This is a genomic window from Arthrobacter sp. NtRootA1 (assembly GCF_019976975.1).
GTDB lineage: Bacteria > Actinomycetota > Actinomycetes > Actinomycetales > Micrococcaceae > Arthrobacter > Arthrobacter aromaticivorans.
Window position 1 is genome coordinate 3843115 of the sequence record NZ_AP024630.1, and the last position, 19698, is coordinate 3862812.

13 protein-coding genes are annotated in these 19698 nt (G+C 60.1%); 2 read left to right on the top strand and 11 right to left on the bottom strand.

Annotated features, from left to right (window positions below):
• Positions 1-142: 142 nt before the first annotated feature.
• The 7 genes from LDN90_RS17445 to LDN90_RS17475 all read right to left on the bottom strand — a co-directional run bounded on the left by LDN90_RS17445 (position 143) and on the right by LDN90_RS17475 (position 11362).
• The gene (locus LDN90_RS17445; RefSeq protein WP_223946484.1) at positions 143-1852 is read right to left on the bottom strand and encodes an ABC transporter ATP-binding protein; all 1710 of its coding nucleotides are present in this window, start codon (positions 1850-1852) and stop codon (positions 143-145) included.
• 10 nt (positions 1853-1862) lie between these two features.
• A complete protein-coding gene (locus LDN90_RS17450) occupies positions 1863-2807 on the bottom strand; it encodes an ABC transporter permease (RefSeq protein WP_223946485.1) in 945 nt (314 codons plus the stop codon).
• Positions 2797-3726, bottom strand: a complete 930-nt coding sequence (locus tag LDN90_RS17455) for an ABC transporter permease (RefSeq protein WP_216925185.1) — start codon at positions 3724-3726, stop codon at positions 2797-2799. The genes LDN90_RS17450 and LDN90_RS17455 overlap by 11 nt, the downstream gene beginning before the upstream one ends.
• Positions 3727-3852: 126 nt before the next feature.
• A complete protein-coding gene (locus LDN90_RS17460; protein WP_223946486.1) occupies positions 3853-5535 on the bottom strand; it encodes an ABC transporter substrate-binding protein in 1683 nt (560 codons plus the stop codon).
• A 979-nt stretch (positions 5536-6514) separates the two neighbouring features.
• Positions 6515-8650 carry an ATP-binding protein gene (locus tag LDN90_RS17465; RefSeq protein WP_223946487.1) on the bottom strand — a complete coding sequence of 712 codons (2136 nt, stop codon included), beginning with the start codon at positions 8648-8650 and terminating at the stop codon, positions 6515-6517.
• A gap of 105 nt (positions 8651-8755) precedes the next feature.
• Positions 8756-9328, bottom strand: a complete 573-nt coding sequence (locus LDN90_RS17470) for a hypothetical protein (RefSeq protein ID WP_223946488.1) — start codon at positions 9326-9328, stop codon at positions 8756-8758.
• A 375-nt stretch (positions 9329-9703) separates the two neighbouring features.
• Positions 9704-11362 (bottom strand): DUF5677 domain-containing protein, encoded by a 1659-nt coding sequence (locus tag LDN90_RS17475; RefSeq protein ID WP_223946489.1) that lies wholly within the window; start codon positions 11360-11362, stop codon positions 9704-9706.
• 381 nt (positions 11363-11743) lie between these two features.
• On the opposite strand from LDN90_RS17475, the gene LDN90_RS17480 reads away from it, so the two are divergent.
• Positions 11744-12841 carry a DUF262 domain-containing protein gene (locus tag LDN90_RS17480; RefSeq protein ID WP_223946490.1) on the top strand — a complete coding sequence of 366 codons (1098 nt, stop codon included), beginning with the start codon at positions 11744-11746 and terminating at the stop codon, positions 12839-12841.
• A gap of 86 nt (positions 12842-12927) precedes the next feature.
• On the opposite strand, the gene LDN90_RS17485 is transcribed toward LDN90_RS17480, so the two are convergent.
• Together LDN90_RS17485 and ychF are read right to left on the bottom strand one after the other, a co-directional pair.
• A complete protein-coding gene (locus LDN90_RS17485) occupies positions 12928-14376 on the bottom strand; it encodes an ABC transporter ATP-binding protein (protein WP_223946491.1) in 1449 nt (482 codons plus the stop codon).
• Between the two features lie 656 nt (positions 14377-15032).
• Positions 15033-16118 (bottom strand): redox-regulated ATPase YchF, encoded by a 1086-nt coding sequence (gene ychF / locus LDN90_RS17490; protein WP_216925183.1) that lies wholly within the window; start codon positions 16116-16118, stop codon positions 15033-15035.
• Between the two features lie 110 nt (positions 16119-16228).
• Between ychF and LDN90_RS17495 the strand changes: the two genes are divergently transcribed.
• The gene (locus LDN90_RS17495; protein ID WP_223946492.1) at positions 16229-17476 is read left to right on the top strand and encodes a DNA recombination protein RmuC; all 1248 of its coding nucleotides are present in this window, start codon (positions 16229-16231) and stop codon (positions 17474-17476) included.
• A gap of 80 nt (positions 17477-17556) precedes the next feature.
• Here LDN90_RS17495 and LDN90_RS17500 read toward each other — a convergent pair whose 3' ends face one another.
• The gene (locus LDN90_RS17500) at positions 17557-18642 is read right to left on the bottom strand and encodes a 4-hydroxy-3-methylbut-2-enyl diphosphate reductase (protein ID WP_223946493.1); all 1086 of its coding nucleotides are present in this window, start codon (positions 18640-18642) and stop codon (positions 17557-17559) included.
• 9 nt (positions 18643-18651) lie between these two features.
• Entirely contained in the window at positions 18652-19524 is an 873-nt protein-coding gene (locus tag LDN90_RS17505; protein ID WP_223946494.1) for a hypothetical protein, read from the bottom strand.
• Between the last annotated feature and the right edge of the window lie 174 nt (positions 19525-19698).

Below are 19698 nucleotides of genomic sequence, written 5' to 3' on the forward strand. Positions count from 1 at the left end.
CCTGGGTGTTTTGGCACGCAGAGCAGGCCCCACAACGAGTGCTTTAACGGCAAGAGCCGGTGGTTCCCACATCTGGGAACCACCGGCTCTTGCTGTTGTCTCGTCGGCTACTGTTGCCTCGCGGCAGAGAGTACGACGCCGGTCAGGCCACCGCGGGCGGCAGCAGCAGCGAACCGCCAGGAATGGCTTCCAAGAGGGCCTGCGTGTAAGCCTCACGCGGGTTGTCGAAGACACTGTCCGTGCTGCCTGTCTCTACGAGCTTGCCCTTTTCCATGACGCAGACGTGGTCCGCGATCTGGCGCACCACCGCGAGGTCGTGGGTGATGAACAAGTAGGTCAAGCCGAGGTTGTCCTGGAGGTCTGCCAGGAGGTTCAGCACCTGGGCCTGGACCAGGACGTCCAATGCGGACACGGCCTCATCGCAGATGATCACTTCGGGGTCCAAGGCCAATGCCCGGGCAATAGCAATGCGTTGCCGCTGACCGCCCGAAAGCTCGTTCGGATACCTCTGCATCATGGACTGTGGCAAAGCCACCTGGTCCAGCAGTTCGCGGACCTTCTTTTGCCGACTGGCCGCATTTCCGATCTTGTGGACCCGGAGAGGCTCTTCGATGGTCCGGAAGATGTTGTACATCGGGTCCAGGGAGCCATAAGGGTCCTGGAAAATCGGCTGTACGCGGCGCCGGAACTTGAACAGATCCTTGCCTTTGAGCCCGGCGGTGTCCACGCCGTCGAAAACAATCTGGCCCTCGGTCGGTTTCTCCAGTTGCAGGACCATCTTGGCCACCGTGGATTTACCCGAACCGGATTCCCCCACAATCGCCGTGGTGGTTCCGCGCTTGACGTGGAAGCTGACGCCATCCACCGCGGCAAAATCGGCCGTTTGGCCCAGTCCCTGCCGCAGTTTGTAAACCTTGCGCAGGTTCTTGATCTGCAGGACCTCGTCCGTTGCACGGGCTTTAGCCACCGAGACCGGAGCAAGGAGGTCGCTGGCTTCCACACCCTGCTCCTTGGCAACCTGGATTCGGCGGGATGCGAGCGAGGGAGCCGATTCCACCAAGCGCCGGGTGTATGGATGCTGCGGGTTTCGCAGCAGCTCCAAGGACGGTCCTGCTTCAACAACGTTCCCTTGGTACATGACCACTACTTTGTCCGCGCGCTCCGCAGCAAGGCCGAGGTCGTGCGTAATGAGCAGCACGGACGTACCGAGCTCCGTGGTCATGGTGTCCAGGTGGTCCAGGATTTTGCGCTGGACAGTGACGTCCAATGCAGACGTGGGCTCGTCCGCGATCAGGAGCTTGGGTTGGCAACTGAGCCCGATCGCAATGAGGGCGCGCTGGCGCATACCGCCGGAGAACTCATGCGGATACTGCTTGGCACGCCGTGCAGCATCAGGAAGACCCGCCTCAGCCAAAGCGCGCGCAACGTCTTCAGGTCCGTCCGGACGACCGTTGGCTTTGAGGGTTTCGCGGACCTGGTAGCCGATCTTCCAGACCGGGTTGAGGTTGGACATCGGGTCCTGGGGGACCATGCCGATGTGGCTGCCGCGGAGTTCAATCATGCGCTTTTCCGGCGCATGGGAGATGTCCTCGCCGTCCAGCAGGATCTGCCCACCCGAGACACGTCCGTTGTTCGGCAACAAGCCAATGGCGGCAAGGGCCGTCGTCGACTTTCCCGAACCGGACTCCCCCACGATGGCGACAGTCTCGCCCGGCATGATGGTCAAGTGGGCGTTTTTGACCGCTTTGACCTCACCAGAGCCGGTCTTGAAGGTGATGGCCAGGTCCTTGATTTCCAGGATTGGCCTTACCTGTGCCGCGACTTCATCGATTCTAATATTGGCAGAAGCCATGGTCGCCTCCTTAGCGCTGACGGCTCTTGGGATCAAGAGCATCGCGGACGGCGTCGCCAAGCATAATGAAGCTCAGGACGGTGATGGACAGGGCCGCTGCCGGGTAGAGCAGAATTCCAGGGTTGGTGCGGATGGACGCGTTGGCCGCCGAGATGTCGTTGCCCCACGACATCACGCTCAGCGGCAGGCCGACACCCAGGAAGGACAGTGTGGCTTCGAGAACGATGAAGACACCGAGTTCCAGGGTTGCAAGGACAATCACGGGAGCCAGTGCGTTCGGCAGCGCGTGCTTCAGCAATGCCCCGAAGTTGGAAACACCCAGCGAACGCGCCGCGGTCACGAAATCAGCGTTGCGGACCTCAAGAACGGCACCGCGCGTAATACGGGCCATCTGCGGCCACGCCAGCATGGATATGGTGATGACCACGGTCCAGACGCCCCTGTTTTCCCGGAAGAACGGCAGCTGCGTGATAACGAGAGCGCCCAGGATGATGGGGAGGGCGAAGAAGATGTCACCCAAACGGGCAAGCACAGCATCGAGCCAGCCGCCGTAGTATCCGGCCAGTGCACCCAGGGTCACACCGATGACGATCACGCAGAGCACAGACAGGACGCCCACGGACAAAGAAGCTTGCGTGCCATGGATGACACGCGAATAGACGTCACAGCCTTGCAGCGTGAAACCGAGCGGGTGTCCGGACGTGGGTCCTGCCTCCGAGTTGGCCAACTGGCAGTCGCTGTCGGGCGCAACGCTCGTAAAGAGGCCGGGGAAAAGGGCGACCGTCGTCAACAGAAGGATCAACAGCGCAGAGATGATGAACAGCGGGCGCCGGCGCAGCTTGCGCCAGGCATCGGCCCAAAGGCTGAGGGGCGCCTGTTCAAGCTTGACGGTGTCCGTGGCCTGCAGCGGAGTCTCGTCGATTGGGGCGACGAAGTGTTCAGTGTTACTGGTCATAGCGGATCCTCGGGTCAAGCCAGGCGTACAGGAGGTCAACCAGGAGATTGGTGACAACAAAGACAAGAACAAGGACACTGACGATCACAACGATGGTGGGGCCTTCGCTGCGCTGAATGGCTTGGAAAAGCTTGTTGCCGACTCCCGGGACGTTGAAGATGCCCTCGGTGACAATTGCGCCGCCCATGAGGCCGCCAAGGTTCGCACCGAGATAGGTCACCACGGGAATCAGCGAGTTCCTCAGAATATGCGCCATCACGACGCGCGGGCGGGAAAGGCCCTTGGCCGTTGCAGTCCGTACATAGTCGGCGTTCATGTTTTCGCTGACCGATGCACGGGTCAGGCGCAGGACGTACGCGAACGAAACCAGGCCCAGGACTACCGCGGGCAGGATCAGGTTGCCCCAATCGGCGTTCGCTCCAACGGTCGGTTTTGCCCAGCCAAGCTGGACACCGAACACAAGCTGGAAGACAAAGCCGAGGACGAACGTGGGAACAGCAATGACCACCAGTGACGCGACCAGGACGGTGGAGTCAAAGAGCTTACCCTTGCGCAGGCCGGCGAAAACACCGAACGCGATGCCGAAGACGGCCTGGATAATAAGTGCTTCGACAGCGAGCATCGCCGTCACCGGGAAAGCCCTTGCAAGCGAAGCTGCAATGGGTTGCTGCGTAAAGTCAACGCCGAGATTGAAGGTGAACAGGTTCTTCAGGAAGATCCCGTATTGCACCCAGAACGGCTGGTCGAGGTTGTACTGGTTCCTCAGTGCGTCGATGACGCTCTGAGGAGGTTGGCGGTCGCCGAAGAGCGCTGCGATGGGGTCGCCGGGAAGGGCGAACACCATGTAGTAGACAAGGAGTGTGGTTCCCAGGAAGACGGGAATCACCTGGAGGAGCCTACGCAGAATGTAGCGGACCACGGTTCACCCCGCTCTCTCTGGACGGTTGTAGGTATGTCATGTTTGCCTTCCTGCCGAAGCAAGCAATTGGGGGCCCGGCACCATGGCCGGGCCCCCATGCCTCACGGCAAGTTCAGATCCTGAGGACTACTTGGCCTCGATGTTGTAGTAGAGGATTCCGCCGTTCCAGCCGGTCTCGGCCTTCACAACGTTGTTGCTCCACACGATCGGACGGTTCAGGTACCACAGGGGCAGGCCGGGGAGATCCTGGAAGAGGATTTCCTGTGCCTTGTTGAACTTGGTATTGGCGTCTTCAGGCGTCTTGGCTGCAAGGCCTTCCTTGAGCAACTTGTCAAACTCCGGGTTCGAGTACTTCTCGTAGTTCGACGATGCGTTGGTTGCCCACACCGGTCCAAGGAAGTTGTAGAGCGATGGGTAATCACCCTGCCAGCCGGAGCGAGTCAGGCCCGGGAGGGACTGGGACTTGCGCAGGTCCAGGACCTCAGCGAACTTCGCAAACGGCTGGATTTCGGCCTGGATGCCGAGGTTGTTCTTGAAGCCGTTGGCCACGGCGTCGATCCATTCCTTGTTGCCACCATCGGTGTTCGAAGCAATCTGGAGCGGCTTGGAAGCGTCGTACGGCTTGATCTTTTCAGCCTGTGCCCAAAGGTCTTTAGCCTTCTGGACATCGAACTTCAGGACATCGTTGCCCGGGATCTTGTCGTTGTAGCCATCCAGCACGGGCGCCGTGAATTCGGTGGCAGGGGTGCGGGTGCCGTTGAAGATGACCTTGGTGATCTCTTCACGGTTGATGGCGTGGGACAGCGCCTGGCGGCGCAGCTTGCCTGCTTCGCCCTGGAAGTTCGGGTTGTAACCCGGGATGTTCAGGGTGGAGTTGTTGGCAACCGGCTTGGTGGAGTTACGGTCCTGGAAGTCCGTGGTGTACGTCTTCAGTGCGTTCGACGGCAGGACGTCGGTGACGTCAAGGTTGTCAGCCTGGAGATCCGTGTAAGCGGGACCCGGATCCGTATAGAACTTGAATGTCACGCCACCATTCTTCGCAGCACGCGGACCGTTGTAGTCGGGGCTCTTGACCAGCGAGATGGACTGGTCGTGTACCCAGGAACCTTCCTTGGCGAACTTGTAGGGGCCGTTGCCAACCGGGTTTTCACCGAAAGTCTTCGGGTCCTTCAGGGCAGCGGAGGGCAGCGGGTAGAAAGCGGAGTAGCCCAGGCGCAGTGACCAGTCGGCCTCGGGCTGGGACAGCTTGACCGTAATGGTCTGATCGTCCTTGGCTGCCAGGCCGGACATCGTCTGAGCCTTCGGTGCCGGAGTGGAGGTCTTCTTGCCGTCGGCCCCGGTGGTTTCATTCACGGCACTGACATCGGCGTAGCCTTCGATGGACTCGAAGAAGAAGCCGTTGTTCTGGAGGTTGGTGCTCAGCGCTGCAAAGTTCCAGGAGTCAACGAACGTCTTCGCGGTGATTTCCTCGCCATTCGTGAACTTGGCACCGGACTTGACCTTGATGGTCCAGTTCTGCGAGTCCGTGGTGTCAATGGACTCGGCCAGCGCGTTGACCGGCTTGCCGCTGGCATCGTAGGCGCGGAGGCCTTCGAACAGCAGCTCGACAACGCGGCCGCCGTACACCTCGTTGGTGTTTGCGGGAAGCAGCGGGTGCTGCGGTTCGTTGCTGTATGCGGTGATGACCTTGTTGGGGTCGGCTGCGGCAGAACTATTCGTGTTGCTGCCGGAGCCGCCGCCGCAACCGGTCACTGCGAGGGCGATTATCGCCGCTACGCCTAGAGCTTTGGAAGTGCGCGAGAAACGCATTCCGCCTCCTATGAGTCGTGGAGTTGATCAGGGGAAATTTGTGATGACCCCCAGGCGCAGACACAGTTTTCCTACTGTGACGTTGCCTACATGTGTGTGTAAGCCTACCCACATTGTGTCCAGATGGTGGGACTCGCTGGCCAAACTGTAACCGTTCCGCAACCTCCAGATGCCTAAACTGGCGGGAATTTCAAGTCAAAAGCTACTCGGTGGTAATATTCGCTGTCTGACAGCAGGACAAGCGGTTTTTAGGCACAAAAAAGGGCCTCGGTTCATACTCTGAACCGAGACCCTTTACAACATCGCTGCTCAGGGCAGCGTCCATGTTTTAGACGCTGAAGCGGAACTCCACCACGTCACCGCACATACCAACCTCTAACTCGGCAACCCACCGATGCGCGGCTGGTGTCCGTTTGGCTAAGGCAAGAGTTTGAGGCCAGGCCTTGGCTCCGCGGCCAGACCAGAACGTTTCGGTTCAGGCCAACTTGGCAGGTCCACGTCGCGGCCTCCGTAAGCGAGCACCGTTTGCGACGCGAGATCACAGCATGCCTGAATGAAGCCCTCGGCACCCATGAGGCGCATCGAGTTCCTGCCATCGGCGAGCGGCCAGAGCGCGCCAGACTTGTTTGAAACCGAACGAGGGTCTTGACCGTGGTTCAGAAGATCTCGGAGCATTTTCATGTCAGCGAGGTAGGCATTGATTCGCTGCGTTCCCGAGTAGACAACCCAGCGTGAGCGCCGCCCGGGTCGGTCCCGAAGGAGCGCACGCGTTCGCACAGCCCAATCGTTTGTGAAGAGACGAACGCCTTGCTTTAGGCCGGCATCATGGAGTTTTCCTGGGTTCAGCGGGATGACGCGAGTTTCGTCGCTCCCTCTCAAGATGTCGTTGAAGAATGCCTCAATTGCCCCATAGGCCATCGTGAACACGGCCCAACGCAGGGCATGTTGCTTCTTTGACTGTCCGAGCCTATTGCCGTCATCATCGTGCAGCTGGTCGATATCTCGATGAAGCGTGACGAGGCGGCAAGGATTCTCGAGGCCACGGGCGAGGTGCTGGGCAGCATCGATGACCTGAGGCAGCCGTACATGCGCCTCCATAGACATGCTCCTTCTGTTCGGAAGCCAGCCTGGCACCGCGAATCGAATTAGCTCGGATCGTTCTCCGAGAACAGCCCCTCCGGCAGCACGTCTGCGTGGTGTTCACGCAGGTACCGCTTGACGTCGAGGAGTGAAGCATCGTGCTGCAGCCCGCGTTTGTAGTAGAGCAAGCTCGCTGATCCGCGGACTCGAGGATCTCCGACCAGCGTCGCACCCAGACCCTGTAGCGCAACGGGGAGTTCGGGTCGAGCTCGGACTCGTCAAGCAGCCCCGACTCGCGACCACGCTGGTTGATGTCTCGCCGCACGTCGTTGTTGTAGTCGTTCACGACGAGCACGAAGTCCCAGACGGTGTGAGTGCCGGCGAATTGAGGATCTTCGACGATGGCTCGTGCATAACCCTTGATTTGGTTGGCTTCCTTGTAGGACGCAACCACGGAAGGGGCCTTCAGCTCCACGACCAGATGTCGCTTCGTTTCGTGCTCGGGTGCAGCTAGCGAGAACATCAGGTCCAGGCGGCCCTGGCTGCCATCGGTCTTGGTGACCTTTGTAGTGGGCTCCCCCTTGCGGCCAAGCATGCTGAGGTGTTGCTCGAGCGCTCGGGTGAGACCTATCTCCGAGCTCATCATGTTGAACTGCTCCCCGAACACCCAACTCTCGCGCTCCAGGATCTTGTGCAGGTGGTCCCGCTCCTTGACCAGCCCCTTGGCTTCGGGGTTGAAGACGATCTCGCGAAGTGCGCTCAGGAAGTCCAGGCGGTCAGTCACGTCGGTAGTCGCCCGGATGAGCCTTGAGAGCGGCGTGCGCTCGAGCAGCCGGTCGAGCTCTTCGCTCTCGCCCTCGGTGAGCCCTACATATTGGTTCAGGAGCGCCTTCACACCATCGGGGTTCCGCTGGAGCGTGTCCTTGAGGAGCCCCAGCGTCAGCTTCTCCTGGCCGCGCTTCTTGGGAATGTGCCGGCGCACAGCGGTTGCGACTACATCGAAGGTGGCTCGCTCTACCACTTCTTCGTCCGAGGCGGGTTCGCCTTCGTAGGGGTATGCCTTGGTCTCTTTCCAGCGGTCGACGAGCTCGCGACGCTGCTCAGCTCGGCGGGCTTCGAAGTGATCCTCAAGAGCGGAGTCCACGACCTGCATCAGGGATCCGAGCAGGGAGGTCTCCTGCTCCATATCGACGAGCAGCACCTCGTTGGAATGCTCCGTCATGTCCTCCCACAGGACGTACGCAGCGAAGTTGAAGTCGGCGAAGCGCCTGATCGGAGACTCATCAACCGGAACGCCCTTCTCGTCGCAGAGATAGAGCGTCCGGCCTTTCACATCCGCCCACTCAACGACCTTCAGCGCAGCTAAGCGCCCGACGCCGTCGTAGGACCACTTCAGCTCGTGCTTCGTCTGGCGCTCGATGCTTGCGGCGGGGTCGATCTTGACTCCGTCGTACCGGACTTCGATCGCCGGGAAAGTCAGCAGATGCAGGGCAAGGGCAGCACCGATGCGCGGCCGCGCATAGTCGCCTTCGAGCCGGCCAAGCGAGTCTCGACCTTCAGCTCGGAACTCCGCGTAGGTCGGTCCCTGGGCATCAACAGGATCGGGACCGGAGAAGTCATTGCGATGGTCAATGGTCGACGACACGCGAGTCTTCTTGAACGCTCCCGTGGCATCCTGGCCAACGGTCTCCCACGTGATGCGGGTTCCCAGCGCGAATGCGCGCAGACGCCCCTGGCCCAGCCTGCCGTGCATAGGGCGCTTCTCACGCTCGGTAACGCGCGCCCCGAGCTTCCAGGAGTTCCCCACCCACTTGAAGTCCTGCTCGACGCGTTCCGGGCTCATGCCGAGGCCGTCGTCGCGGACGGTGACGCCGACAATGCCTTCCGCGGCGTTGCGGTCGAGAGTGACGGACACCTTGTTGGCGTCGGCATCAAGACTGTTCCAGATAAGCTCGATGACCGCTCGGACCGGATCAGTCTCACCAGCGAGGCGCTGGACCAAGTCGTTTCCAGCTGTGAGGGTAATCCGAGGCATGACTTCAGTGTGCCAGATGGAGGCGACACTCGTCGCGACTGCGGCGGGACGTTGAAGCGGTCCACGACCCCAGACTGCTCCCGCCCGGCTTCCAAGCGAAGAGACCTACTCCAGCGGCTGGATCCGGGGGTTGGCCCACGGCGGCAGATCCCAGCGGTGACGTGCATGGATGTCCATGACCAACTCTTCCGCGTTGGCATGGAGCTTGGCAAGGGCCGCCGCGTCGTGGCCGATCGATCGAAAATGGCGGAGATTGCTGCTCAGAGCATGCGCCCAACTCATCAGAGGATCGAGGTTCTCTACACGCACGTCGACGGTGTCGCCAGGCTTGGCGGCTTCCATCACCTGCCGGCCTATCGTCGCGCCCAAAGTGCGTTCAGCCTCCAGCCAGGAGTCGATGCCGTCCCAGTCGTCCAACTGGTCAACGAGAGCGATCGACGTGATTCGCAGGTTCGCCAGTCGATCGCCCACTGGCTCCGCCGTGGGGTCGAATCCGATCAGGCGCTGCACGGCTTCCTGGACTGCGAACCACCGTGCATCCAAGGCGGCCTTGCGGGCATCCGCTGATGCCTTTCGGGACTCGTCCACGGCTTCCTTCGCGCGCCGGTTCGCCAGGAATGTCCCGACGCCAGCCACGAGCAGCGATAGAACCGAGATTATCAGTGCGAGAACGTCCATAGGCCAATCCTGCCACGGCATGTTTTTGCCCAGTTGGCATGAGCCGGGGACTGCCGGCGCGGTCGCATCACGTTCGGCAAGTGCTGGCCAACCTGGTACTGGGCGCTCTTGAGATCCTCGGCCAACTCAGCCTAGCGCTGCTCGTCGTCCGCGCCGGCGTCGACCTCCTCGGGGCTGCCATCTCTGCGCGCGGCTCTTCGATGGAGAAGGCAGTAAGGACCTCGCGAGCGATCACAATATGCATGCGCCGTGGCGCAGCAACCTTTACAGAAACGACTCTTAGGTTTGTTTGCCCGCGCGACAGCCAACTTTCTTCACAGAAGGCCTTCGCCATTGTCCCGACAACCATAAAGCCCTACTCCTACCTGCCTAATTTCAGGCGGGCTCCGAACAAACCTGTTCGGAAGCTGGCCAGCCGAGCCAGGCAGAGGCGACGGCAACTGAATCCTGATCGGCTCCGAGTACGGACAAAGCAGCGCGTGCGAGAGAGTGGAATTGATCCACCCACGAAGAAGCGAATTGGACGTTGCCCCCATAACTCAGCGAGAGACTGGGAATGAGGTGGAGCCCGTGGAGTACGTTCTGACAAGGCTCCATAGCGTGGGCTTCGATTGACCACCACTCCGAGTGGGCGACACTGCTGGCAAGAGTGTAGGCCTGTCTGTAGAAATCGAGGAGCCCTGCCTCCTGGGCCATTGCCCGCAAGGATTTCCCGCCGGCGAACGTGTCTCGAGTGTCAACAGTGCGGTCATCCACAACGTCGTTGTTGTGACTGAGCCTTTTCAACTCTTCGGCTGCCTCGCGATACGCAGCAGTACGTGCTTCTTCGGGTAATTCATCCGAAATTCGTGCGTAGAGCTTGGCCTTACCCGCGCCATACGCTTGGAACTCTCGATAAATGGACGGATCCTGTAGAGCCATCCACTTCAGGTAGATCTCCGTTTCCACCAGCATGCGCGTAATGTGCGCACCGTGTTCCATGCACCAAAGGTCGGGAGCCGAGAGCACCGCGATGAGGTCCCGTCCGGCACGTGCAACCAACCCCAAGATTACTTCCTGTCGCTCCTTCTCATACAGATGTCCGGGTGCTCTTTCAATGGCCTCAATGAACCTGATTAACACATCCATTGTGGACTGGCGAAGGTGCGCTCCGTCAGCCGGAACCGGTGTTGGAGAAGCATGTTCCACAGGCCGGTTATCCAATTCCCGTTCGGTGTTTGCAGGCTCCTCAGGTTCCATATCATCCGCATAATCGTCCTCCGTGTTGGTCTCGCGGACACACCCGGAGGTCATCGAGTTCGCAGTCCAGAACATCCGCGCCCACTTGAGAGCGTGGTCGAAGTGTTTGGGATCGCTAACGAGAAGCATCGCCTTGTGCGCTGCCCACCCCGCTCGCACGACGCTATCCGCTGCGGATCGAGTCTGGATGTCACCCGGGTAGTACTTCAAGAGCTGGATAGTCTGTGCATTCGAGCTAAACGTGCCGGCATGGACAGTACTCCAGGTGCGGAAGCATTTGATGAGTGCTTCACGGTGCCCGTCCTGGAGCACTCCGAGCAGAGCATCATGGGCCAGTTCCAGATCCGCCGCGGCGGGAGGCGTGCGCTCCGTTTCACCTGCAAGCCACGCAGCTGGCATGAACGGATACGAGCCAAGCACACGTCGGGTGTTCTCTGAAAGCAGGCCCTGGCGGTTTGCCTCCTCGAAGAGGATCGCAGTTGCGTCCGGGAACATCGCAACAAGATCCGAAAGGTGTGTCAGACGGCCATCCAACAACTCAGCTATGACGGAGGACTCACCGTGGTGGGCAAGCCGATCTTGCACTGCCTGCTGCCAGCCGACAAAGCGGTGAATACCCTCGTTTCCTTGCTCGGCGAGGACGAGCACTGGCCAGAGCAAGTCCGGAACGTCGTCCTTGAACCAGTTATTGGGTCGTAACATGCCCGTGGCCGCGAGCGGGGACTTGTAAACACGTCCCTTCCTGACATGACCTGCCAAGGGCCCTGTGTGCTGGTTCGGTTTGGGGATACTCACAGCCAAAACATACCGCCCCTGCCGACAAAGGCTCTTGAGACACGAGTCTCATTGTCGCCTCTATACGTAGGTAGCTCCCCTCGTTCAAGAAGAAGTTCCGAATTGCTGCAGAGGAGGCCGCCGAGCTCAGGGGCTGAACGCGCGATGTTTTTTACTCTTCCATTCGACACGGTGGGCCTGATAAAAGGGCTGAGAGCAATGCTGTGGCCCCTTAAGGCAGGCTTAGTTTCGTGGAGACTTTCAAGCGGATGCCGCTACAGCTGTTCAACCTGCCGCAGCACTTCGTGATACCCCTGCTCCAGCGCCCGTACGTCTGGAAAGAGGGTGAGCAGTGGGAGTCGCTGTGGAAAGACATTCGGCGGGTTGCGGAACTGCGTATCAATGAGCCGCACCTTACACCACACACTTCTTGGGGCCGTCGTTCTGCAGGCACAGGAAGCCGAGAGCGCACGGCTCACCACATGGAATGTCATCGACGGTCAGCAACGGCTGACGACGCTGCAACTACTCGCAGACGCGACATGCGCCATCTTCGCCCAATCAGGGCTTTCGAAGCAGGCCAGCCAGTTGGAAGGGCTGACGCGCAACTCCGAGAGCTTCATCGAGGAAGATGAAAGCCCACTAAAGGTTCGGCACCTCAACAATGATCACGACGCCTTCCTGGAAGTCATGACAGCCGAACCACCCATCGACCACTTTGACCTCAAGCATCATGAGACCCGGATCGTGCATGCGCATCGGTACTTCACAACGGCTGTCACCCAGTGGCTCGGGAACCCTGGCACAGACGGGTTTGCGGCGAGGGCCAAAGAACTCGCTCGCGTCCTGCTCGATGACCTGCAGCTGGTGACCATCGAGCTCAAAGCATCCGAGAACTCTCAAGAGATCTTCGAGACACTTAACGACCGTGGGACTCCGCTGACGGCGGCAGATCTGACACGCAACTTCGTGTTCCAGCGGCTCGAAGCCGAAGGCGGAGACACGAAAAAGGCCTACCGCGAAGACTGGCGCTTCGAGGCCAGGTTCTGGACGAAAGAGGTCAGCGTCGGCCGCTACCTTGTGAGCCGAAGTTCGCTGTTCTTCAACCAGTGGCTGATCTCGCGCACTGGCGATGAGATCAGCCCACAATCGACGTTCACAAGATTCAAGGGATACGTCGAGTTCACGGACGGGCACAAGATGGTCGACCTTCTCGCCGTGATCAAGTATCAGGCCTCCCTTAATGAAGCATGGACCGAAGCCTCGTTGAGGCCGGACGGGAATCTCGATGCCGTTGAGATGGCGTTCCACAGAATGAACGCCGCTGGCATCGAGCTTCCCATGCTCTGGCTGCACGAACCCGGCAAGGACCTTCCACAGAACGTCGTGAACGCCGTAATCCGTGTCACCGAAAGCTGGGTCATACGTCGGGCAACTCCTTCGGCTCACAGGCTCGGATCTCGGCCGCATAGTCGCCGAGGTTATCCGTGCAAACTCTGATGCTGAAGCTGGCGATTGCCGGGCGGAGCACGATGTTCCCCGACCACGATGGGGACGTTTCGCGGATCGCGCGACGCGGCTGGCGGTCAGTGGTCGTGAGCGACGAGTGCGAGCTTCTGCTCAACCAACCGACGGGCAGCGGCCGCCGTAGTCTCGTCCTCTAGCCACATGCACAGTGCGACTCGTACGAGATCGTCTGCCTTAGAGGAAACAAGCGCTTCGCTCATGACTTCAAACACGCGCTGATGTGGCACGAACCGGGCAGCATCAATCGCGATAAGAAGGTCTGGAATCGTCACACCGAGTCGACCGGCTGCGTCGTGATCACGACGACGAAGGACTTCCAGCAGGAGCAATTCAGGTGCCACCACCCCAGGGAGGAACAGAAGCCCTTCGTCGTCGTAACGGTCGCTCTGATCTCCGTCCAGGACACCTACCGTCCGGAGCCGCCGAGATCGGCCGGAAATGTTCACGCCACGCACTACTTCGTCTTTGCCTCCACTGTCGATTACATCCACCTGCGCCGCTCGATCCGGCGCATAGCAACCAAGAAAGAAATGAACGATCTGGCTGGCCATCTCATCTTCAACGAACACGAGCAGAGAAAGTGGTGTTTGAGAGCGTCCAAGAATACGCAACAGGGCTTCCGTACTCGCTACCTCTGACACCACAGCCCCGCGAACAGTGCTCGACACCTGCCGAATGACCTCCACGGGCAGGCGGCGGATCATCACTTCCGAATGAGTCGCGAGAATGACCTGACAGCCCGTCTCGAGAGCCAGGCGCGCGATCTCGTCGACGAACGCGCGGTGGCCCGGCTGCGCGAGGAATGTCTCCGGCTCATCTATGAGGACGACCTCGTTTTCGTCCGCCGAACGCAGATGCCAGATAACGTAGTGGACCCAGAACTCCGACGCGCTCATCGTCCAAACTCCAGTCTCGTGCGAACCGCGCACAACACGGAAGTAAGGAAAATATTGATCATCGTCTTCGAAGCGACCATACGCCACCGATTCGTACGTATGGCCGGTAATCGCTTGAAGTGCGTCGACTTGCGATCGCTTCAGGTCTGCAACTTCGAGCGGCCCGCCAGGACGGGTGGGCATCCAGTTTTGGGAGAAGTAGGAAAGGTCGCTAAGAGCCGTAAATGGCGTCAGCCACGTTGCAACCAAAGGCTGCAACGTCGCGTCGTAGTCGCGACGATTTTTCCAGTCGATGGGTCGAGAAAAGTCAACGTGGTCGGTTGGGCTTCCCGTGCGAAGCGCCAAGGCATAATTGCCGCTAAATTCCGCCTCGTTGCCCGACGTCTCAATAGGTAGATTGGTCTTTGTCTGCCACCCCGGTAATCCCTCTGCAACCGCGGACAAGAGGTAGCTCTTCCCCGCACCATGGACTCCGGTGAGCGCAGTCAGCCTCCGAAACTTGACTGAACCTTGCGCCAGCACGGGCGACGAGGCGACGTCTAATCGCTCGACAACGCCTCCTACGGTACCGATACGTTCCCAGACCCGCGCGCGGGAATCGGATGACGGCATTGTTCCATCCTCTCTCCATGTCTCACCCACCGTAGCTTGTCAGAGAAGCGGCTCTGGGGAGATCTCACTACACCCGACGCGCTTGCCACCTCTCACGACCACACCCTGGTCCCTTCCCGCGACGTCCGTGTCTTGGAGGTCGAACCTCAGCGCGGTCATGTAGCGGTCCCCAACGACGCCTATATCAGCCAACTTGGACGCAGGTACCGAGACCTCGCTGTCAAGCTCGCTGAGTCACCAGTACGAGGGAACTCGGGTCGATGTCATCGTGCGAGCGAATCTCGGGAAGTCCGCTCTCGCATGCGTTGAGAGGGATCCGCTGCAGAGGCCCGTCCGTCGTGCCCAACACACGTGCGAGCAGGCTGGAATCGATCCCTACGCCATGTTGCGGTCGATGATCGTTAAGACCATCGATTAGATCCGCGCCAGTAGTCGACCTGCGCGCGCGGTCGTCGCATCCCTCTCCTTGCGCTCAGCGGTTAGCCAGCGCCATGCGACGGGTCGGCTCGCTCTTGGTGCGTGCCGCTTCATCGCGCTTCTTTCGCGCGGCCGCTGCCGCGTCATCCGCCGTCTTCTGAGTTTTCGCTTCTGAAGTCCGGATACTTAACTTTCTAGCCTGGCGATCTCCGACCTGAGCTGACCAAGTCAGACCTCAATTAGACGTTGAAGCGGAACTCCACCACATCGCCATCGGCCATGACGTACTCTTTGCCTTCGATGCGGACCTTTCCACGGGACTTTGCCTCGGACATGGAACCAGCTTCGATGAGGTCATCAAAGGAGACGACCTCAGCCTTGATGAAGCCACGCTGGAAGTCAGAGTGGATCACTCCAGCGGCCTGGGGCGCTGTGTCACCCTGGCGGATGGTCCACGCGCGGGTCTCTTTGGGACCGGCGGTGAGGTAGGTCTGCAGGCCAAGGGTGTGGAATCCAACGCGGGCCAGCTGGTCCAGGCCGGACTCGCTCTGACCGTTCATTTCCAGCATCTCGCGGGCTTCTTCCTCATCCAGTTCAACGAGGTCGGATTCGAGCTTTGCGTCCAGGAAGACTGCGTCAGCAGGAGCAACCAAGGCGCGCAATTCTTCCTGCTTTGCCGGATCGCCAAGAATGCCTTCATCGGCGTTGAACACGTAGATAAAGGGCTTCGCGGTGAGAAGCCCGAGCTCCTTGAGGTGCTCCATCTCCAGTTTGTCGCTCTTGATCGAGCTGAAAATCGTGTCGCCGCGCTCCAGAACAGCCTGGGCCGCCTTGATGGCAGCGAGTTCTGCTGCTTCGCGCTTCTTGATCTTCACTTCTTTTTCGATGCGCGGGATGGCGTTTTCGATGGTCTGAAGATCGGCGAGGATGAGCTCGGTGTTGATGGTCTCCATATCGGAGCGCGGATCCACCTTGCCATCTACGTGGATGACATCGGGGTCGTCGAAGACGCGCACAACCTGCGCGATCGCTTGGGCTTCGCGGATATTGGCGAGGAACTTATTGCCCAGGCCCTCACCCTCGGATGCGCCCTTCACGATGCCGGCGATGTCCACAAAGGACACAGGAGCGGGAAGCAACTTCTGGGAACCAAAGATCTCCGCCAGCTTGGCCAGACGGGGATCCGGCAGGTTAACGACACCGACGTTCGGTTCGATCGTTGCGAACGGATAGTTCGCAGCAAGCACCTGGTTGCGGGTCAGTGCGTTGAAAAGAGTTGATTTGCCGACGTTGGGCAGTCCGACGATGCCAATAGTAAGAGCCACGAGCATTTATTCTACCCGCTGCCGCGATGACCATGCTTGTTCGTTCCTCAACGCAACGCCGCCGACCGCCCTGCGCTAAAACTGTCGGACCCCTATGACAGGGTTGCCACATGGATGGATTTGGATTGGTTTTGGCTCTGCTCATGCTGCTGATCGGCGCGGCAGTGGGACTAGGCATGGCATATGTGGTCTTTCGACGCCGGACGGCCGGTTTGGAGGAGGACTTCGACGCCGTTTCCTCGCGCCTTTCGGAGGTGACCGCCCAGCTCGCGGCCGCCGACGCCGAACGCCGGCTTTTGTTCGCACAGAACCGGGAATTGAGTGATTCAAGGACCTCAGACGGCAGCGTCCTTCGCGCCTTGGGGCCCGTGGCCGAAAAGCTCACAGCGGTACAGCAGCAGGTCGCGCTTCTGGAACGCGACCGTGTGGAGCAATATGGTCAACTGGCTCAGCAACTTCAGGACGCCCGGCTCTCCGACGAACAGCTCCTACGGTCCACACATGCCCTTGCTTCGGCACTACGATCCAACAGTGCCCGCGGTCAGTGGGGCGAGGTTCAGTTGCGTAGGGTTGTGGAAGCCTCCGGGATGCTCCGCCACGTTGACTTCCACGAGCAAGTGCACTCCGGCCGGAGCGAGAACACGCTGCGTCCGGACCTTGTAGTGCAATTACCAGGCGGTAAGCAATTGGTGGTGGATGCCAAGGTCCCGTTGGCTTCCTATCTGGCGGCGCAGGAACAGGTGCACGGTGAAGGCTCAATGGGTGAATCAGTCGCGCCAACGGCCAATCACGATTCCAAGACGCTCCTGGCACAGCACGCCAAGGCACTCAAAGCCCACATCGATGCCCTCGCAGCCAAGAAGTACTGGGACATTCCGGGCAACTCGCCGGAGCTTGTCATCTGCTTCCTCCCCGCGGAGTCGATTTTGGCTTCAGCCCTTGAAGCTGATCCTGCGTTGTTGGAACACTCCCTTTCCCGGAACGTCGTCCTGGCATCGCCCGGAACCCTGCTGGCGGTCCTGAAGTCGGTGGCCTTCACATGGCGGCAGGATGTCCTGACCGACAGCGCCCACGAACTCTTCGAACTCGCCAAGCAGCTCTACGAACGCATGGGCACGCTTGGCGAGAACGTCGGGAAGCTCGGAAGTTCGCTGAAGACATCTGTGGATCGCTATAACGCGATGGTCGGCACACTTGAAGCACGAGTACTCCCCACGGCGCGCAAACTCAACACCATGGACGACGCCGGACTCGGCACACCCATGTCCGTGGAAGCGGTCCCCCGGGCCTTGGCTGCCCCCGAGCTGCTCGCCCTGGACTCCCAGGATGCAGCAGCCCAGGAGGAGTCTGCAGCCTAAAAGAACAGGCCCGCTGTGGCAGCTTCCCAAAAAGGTGGCTGCCACAGCGGGCCTGGTGAATACGTCCAGGATGAGTACGTCTAGGACGTAGGACGGTTCCCGCGACCACCAAGGGCCCGGCTCACGTCGCCAGCCTCCTTGAGCGTGGCCCGAAGCTCCTTCGGCAAAGAGAAGAGAAGGTCTTCCTCGGCTGTCACCACTTCCTGCACTTCGCCATAGCCGTAGTCCGCCAGGAGCCGGAGAACGTCCTGCACGAGCACCTCGGGGACGGAGGCTCCGGAAGTTACACCCACCGTGGCCACGCCCTCGAACCAGCTTTCATCCACCTCATTGGCGAAGTCCACGCGGTACGAACTCTTGGCGCCATATTCAAGGGCCACCTCGACCAAGCGAACAGAGTTGGACGAGTTGGCCGAACCCACCACAATGACAAGGTCAGCCTGCGGAGCAATCTTCTTAATGGCCACCTGGCGGTTGGTGGTGGCATAGCAGATATCGTCGCTGGGCGGGTCCTGCAGCGTGGGGAACCGGTCCTTGAGCAGACGGACGGTCTCCATGGTCTCGTCAACGCTCAGGGTGGTCTGGGAGAGCCAGATGGTCTTCTCCGGGTTCCGCACGGTGACTTTGTCTACCTCGTGGGGGCCATTAATGATCTGGATGTGCTCCGGGGCCTCGCCAGCTGTTCCTTCGACTTCCTCGTGGCCCTCGTGGCCGATAAGCAGGATGTCGTAGTCCTCCTTGGCAAAGCGCACAGCTTCACGGTGGACCTTGGTAACGAGGGGGCATGTAGCGTCAATGGTGCGAAGACCGCGGTCTTCGGCGGACTGGACCACAGCGGGAGACACGCCATGGGCCGAGAAGATGACCAAGGCGCCTTCAGGAACCTCATCTGTTTCTTCAACGAAAATGGCGCCTTGCTCTTCAAGGGAGCTTACGACGTGGACGTTGTGGACGATCTGCTTGCGGACATAAACGGGTGGCCCGTAGTGTTCGAGGGCTTTCTCAACAGCAATGACGGCCCTGTCTACGCCGGCACAATAGCCCCGGGGAGCCGCCAGCAGAACCTTCTTGGGTCCAGTAACCGGCGCCGCCGCCTGAACCTCTTCCGGTGATCGCCGTCTGCGGGGCACCGTGGGCATCGGAATGGAAACTGCTGTGCTGGTCATCCCTCCATGCTACCGGCCCGGCTCCTGGCCGCTGGCAGAAGGTGACCGCCGTCTCGCTGACAGGATCCAACCGATGACCCCCAGCGCCAGGAATGCGCCGGACACCACAGCAGCGATGACAATCCATTCACCGAAGCCCGTCCGGACGGCCGAAACGAACTCCTGTTTGAACAGCTCTGCAACACCGTTGCCACTGGAGAGGCTTCCCATCAGTCCACCAGCCAGATCCACCATCGCTGACCACAGCGCAGCAAGCACCAAGCCGCCAAGTCCAAGGGAGACCATCACCAAAGAGCGGCGACGTGCAGCAGCGAGAGCCAACAGGACCGAAACGACCGCGCCCAAGGCCGCAAGCCACCAGAGCGGGGCGAAGGCTGCCACACGCTCAACCAGTTGCTTTTGGGACGGTTCACCCATGGTCACCAAGCTTTCCGCCGGGACGTCAATCTGTAGTCCGCTGGCGGAGGACAAATGGTCGCGGATAAGCCCGATCAGTGGGCCAATGTCCAGGAGCAGCGCTGTATGTGACACCGTCTCCTCCGGTTGCTTCCCTTCGCCGAAGTTCAACCGATGACTGTTTCTGGCCGTTTCTTCCCATGCTTTGGGGTACTCAGGCCATGACTGCATTCCGGAGGCAGCTTGCCTGAGGGCATCCGCAGCCACCGATTTGAGTGGTTCCGGAAGATTTACGGAGGACTCGAAATTCCCCACTGCGGCTGTAGCAAGTCGGCTTTGGAACTCGGGATCCTTGCCCAGCGCGCTTGCAAGGTGAACGAAGCCGTCCTCCTTAACCACGTTGACATCCGCCCAAGCGGCCGGAACTGCGACGGCCGTGAGCAACAAGGCGAGGACCACTGCCGCCGCGGAAATGAAACTGCGCAAAAGTCATCCTCGGGGTAAGGGGCAAGTGCCACCATCCTAGGTCTGTCCACAGGATAGAAAAAATGTCGGGCTCCAGTGCTAAAGCTATGGATAGAGTTGGAACGCCTGCCCAGGACCGATTCGACCGCAGGACCGATTGACCGCGCCCCACGGCCGCACAGCTAGCGAGGATAT

Coding starts and splice junctions, on each gene's coding strand:
- LDN90_RS17445 (WP_223946484.1), bottom strand. CDS start 1,852: ATGGCTTCTGCCAATATTAGAATCGATGAAGTCGCGGCACAGGTAAGG.
- LDN90_RS17450 (WP_223946485.1), bottom strand. CDS start 2,807: ATGACCAGTAACACTGAACACTTCGTCGCCCCAATCGACGAGACTCCG.
- LDN90_RS17460 (WP_223946486.1), bottom strand. CDS start 5,535: ATGCGTTTCTCGCGCACTTCCAAAGCTCTAGGCGTAGCGGCGATAATC.
- LDN90_RS17465 (WP_223946487.1), bottom strand. CDS start 8,650: ATGCCTCGGATTACCCTCACAGCTGGAAACGACTTGGTCCAGCGCCTC.
- LDN90_RS17470 (WP_223946488.1), bottom strand. CDS start 9,328: ATGGACGTTCTCGCACTGATAATCTCGGTTCTATCGCTGCTCGTGGCT.
- LDN90_RS17480 (WP_223946490.1), top strand. CDS start 11,744: ATGAGCCGCACCTTACACCACACACTTCTTGGGGCCGTCGTTCTGCAG.
- LDN90_RS17485 (WP_223946491.1), bottom strand. CDS start 14,376: ATGCCGTCATCCGATTCCCGCGCGCGGGTCTGGGAACGTATCGGTACC.
- LDN90_RS17495 (WP_223946492.1), top strand. CDS start 16,229: ATGGATGGATTTGGATTGGTTTTGGCTCTGCTCATGCTGCTGATCGGC.
- LDN90_RS17500 (WP_223946493.1), bottom strand. CDS start 18,642: ATGACCAGCACAGCAGTTTCCATTCCGATGCCCACGGTGCCCCGCAGA.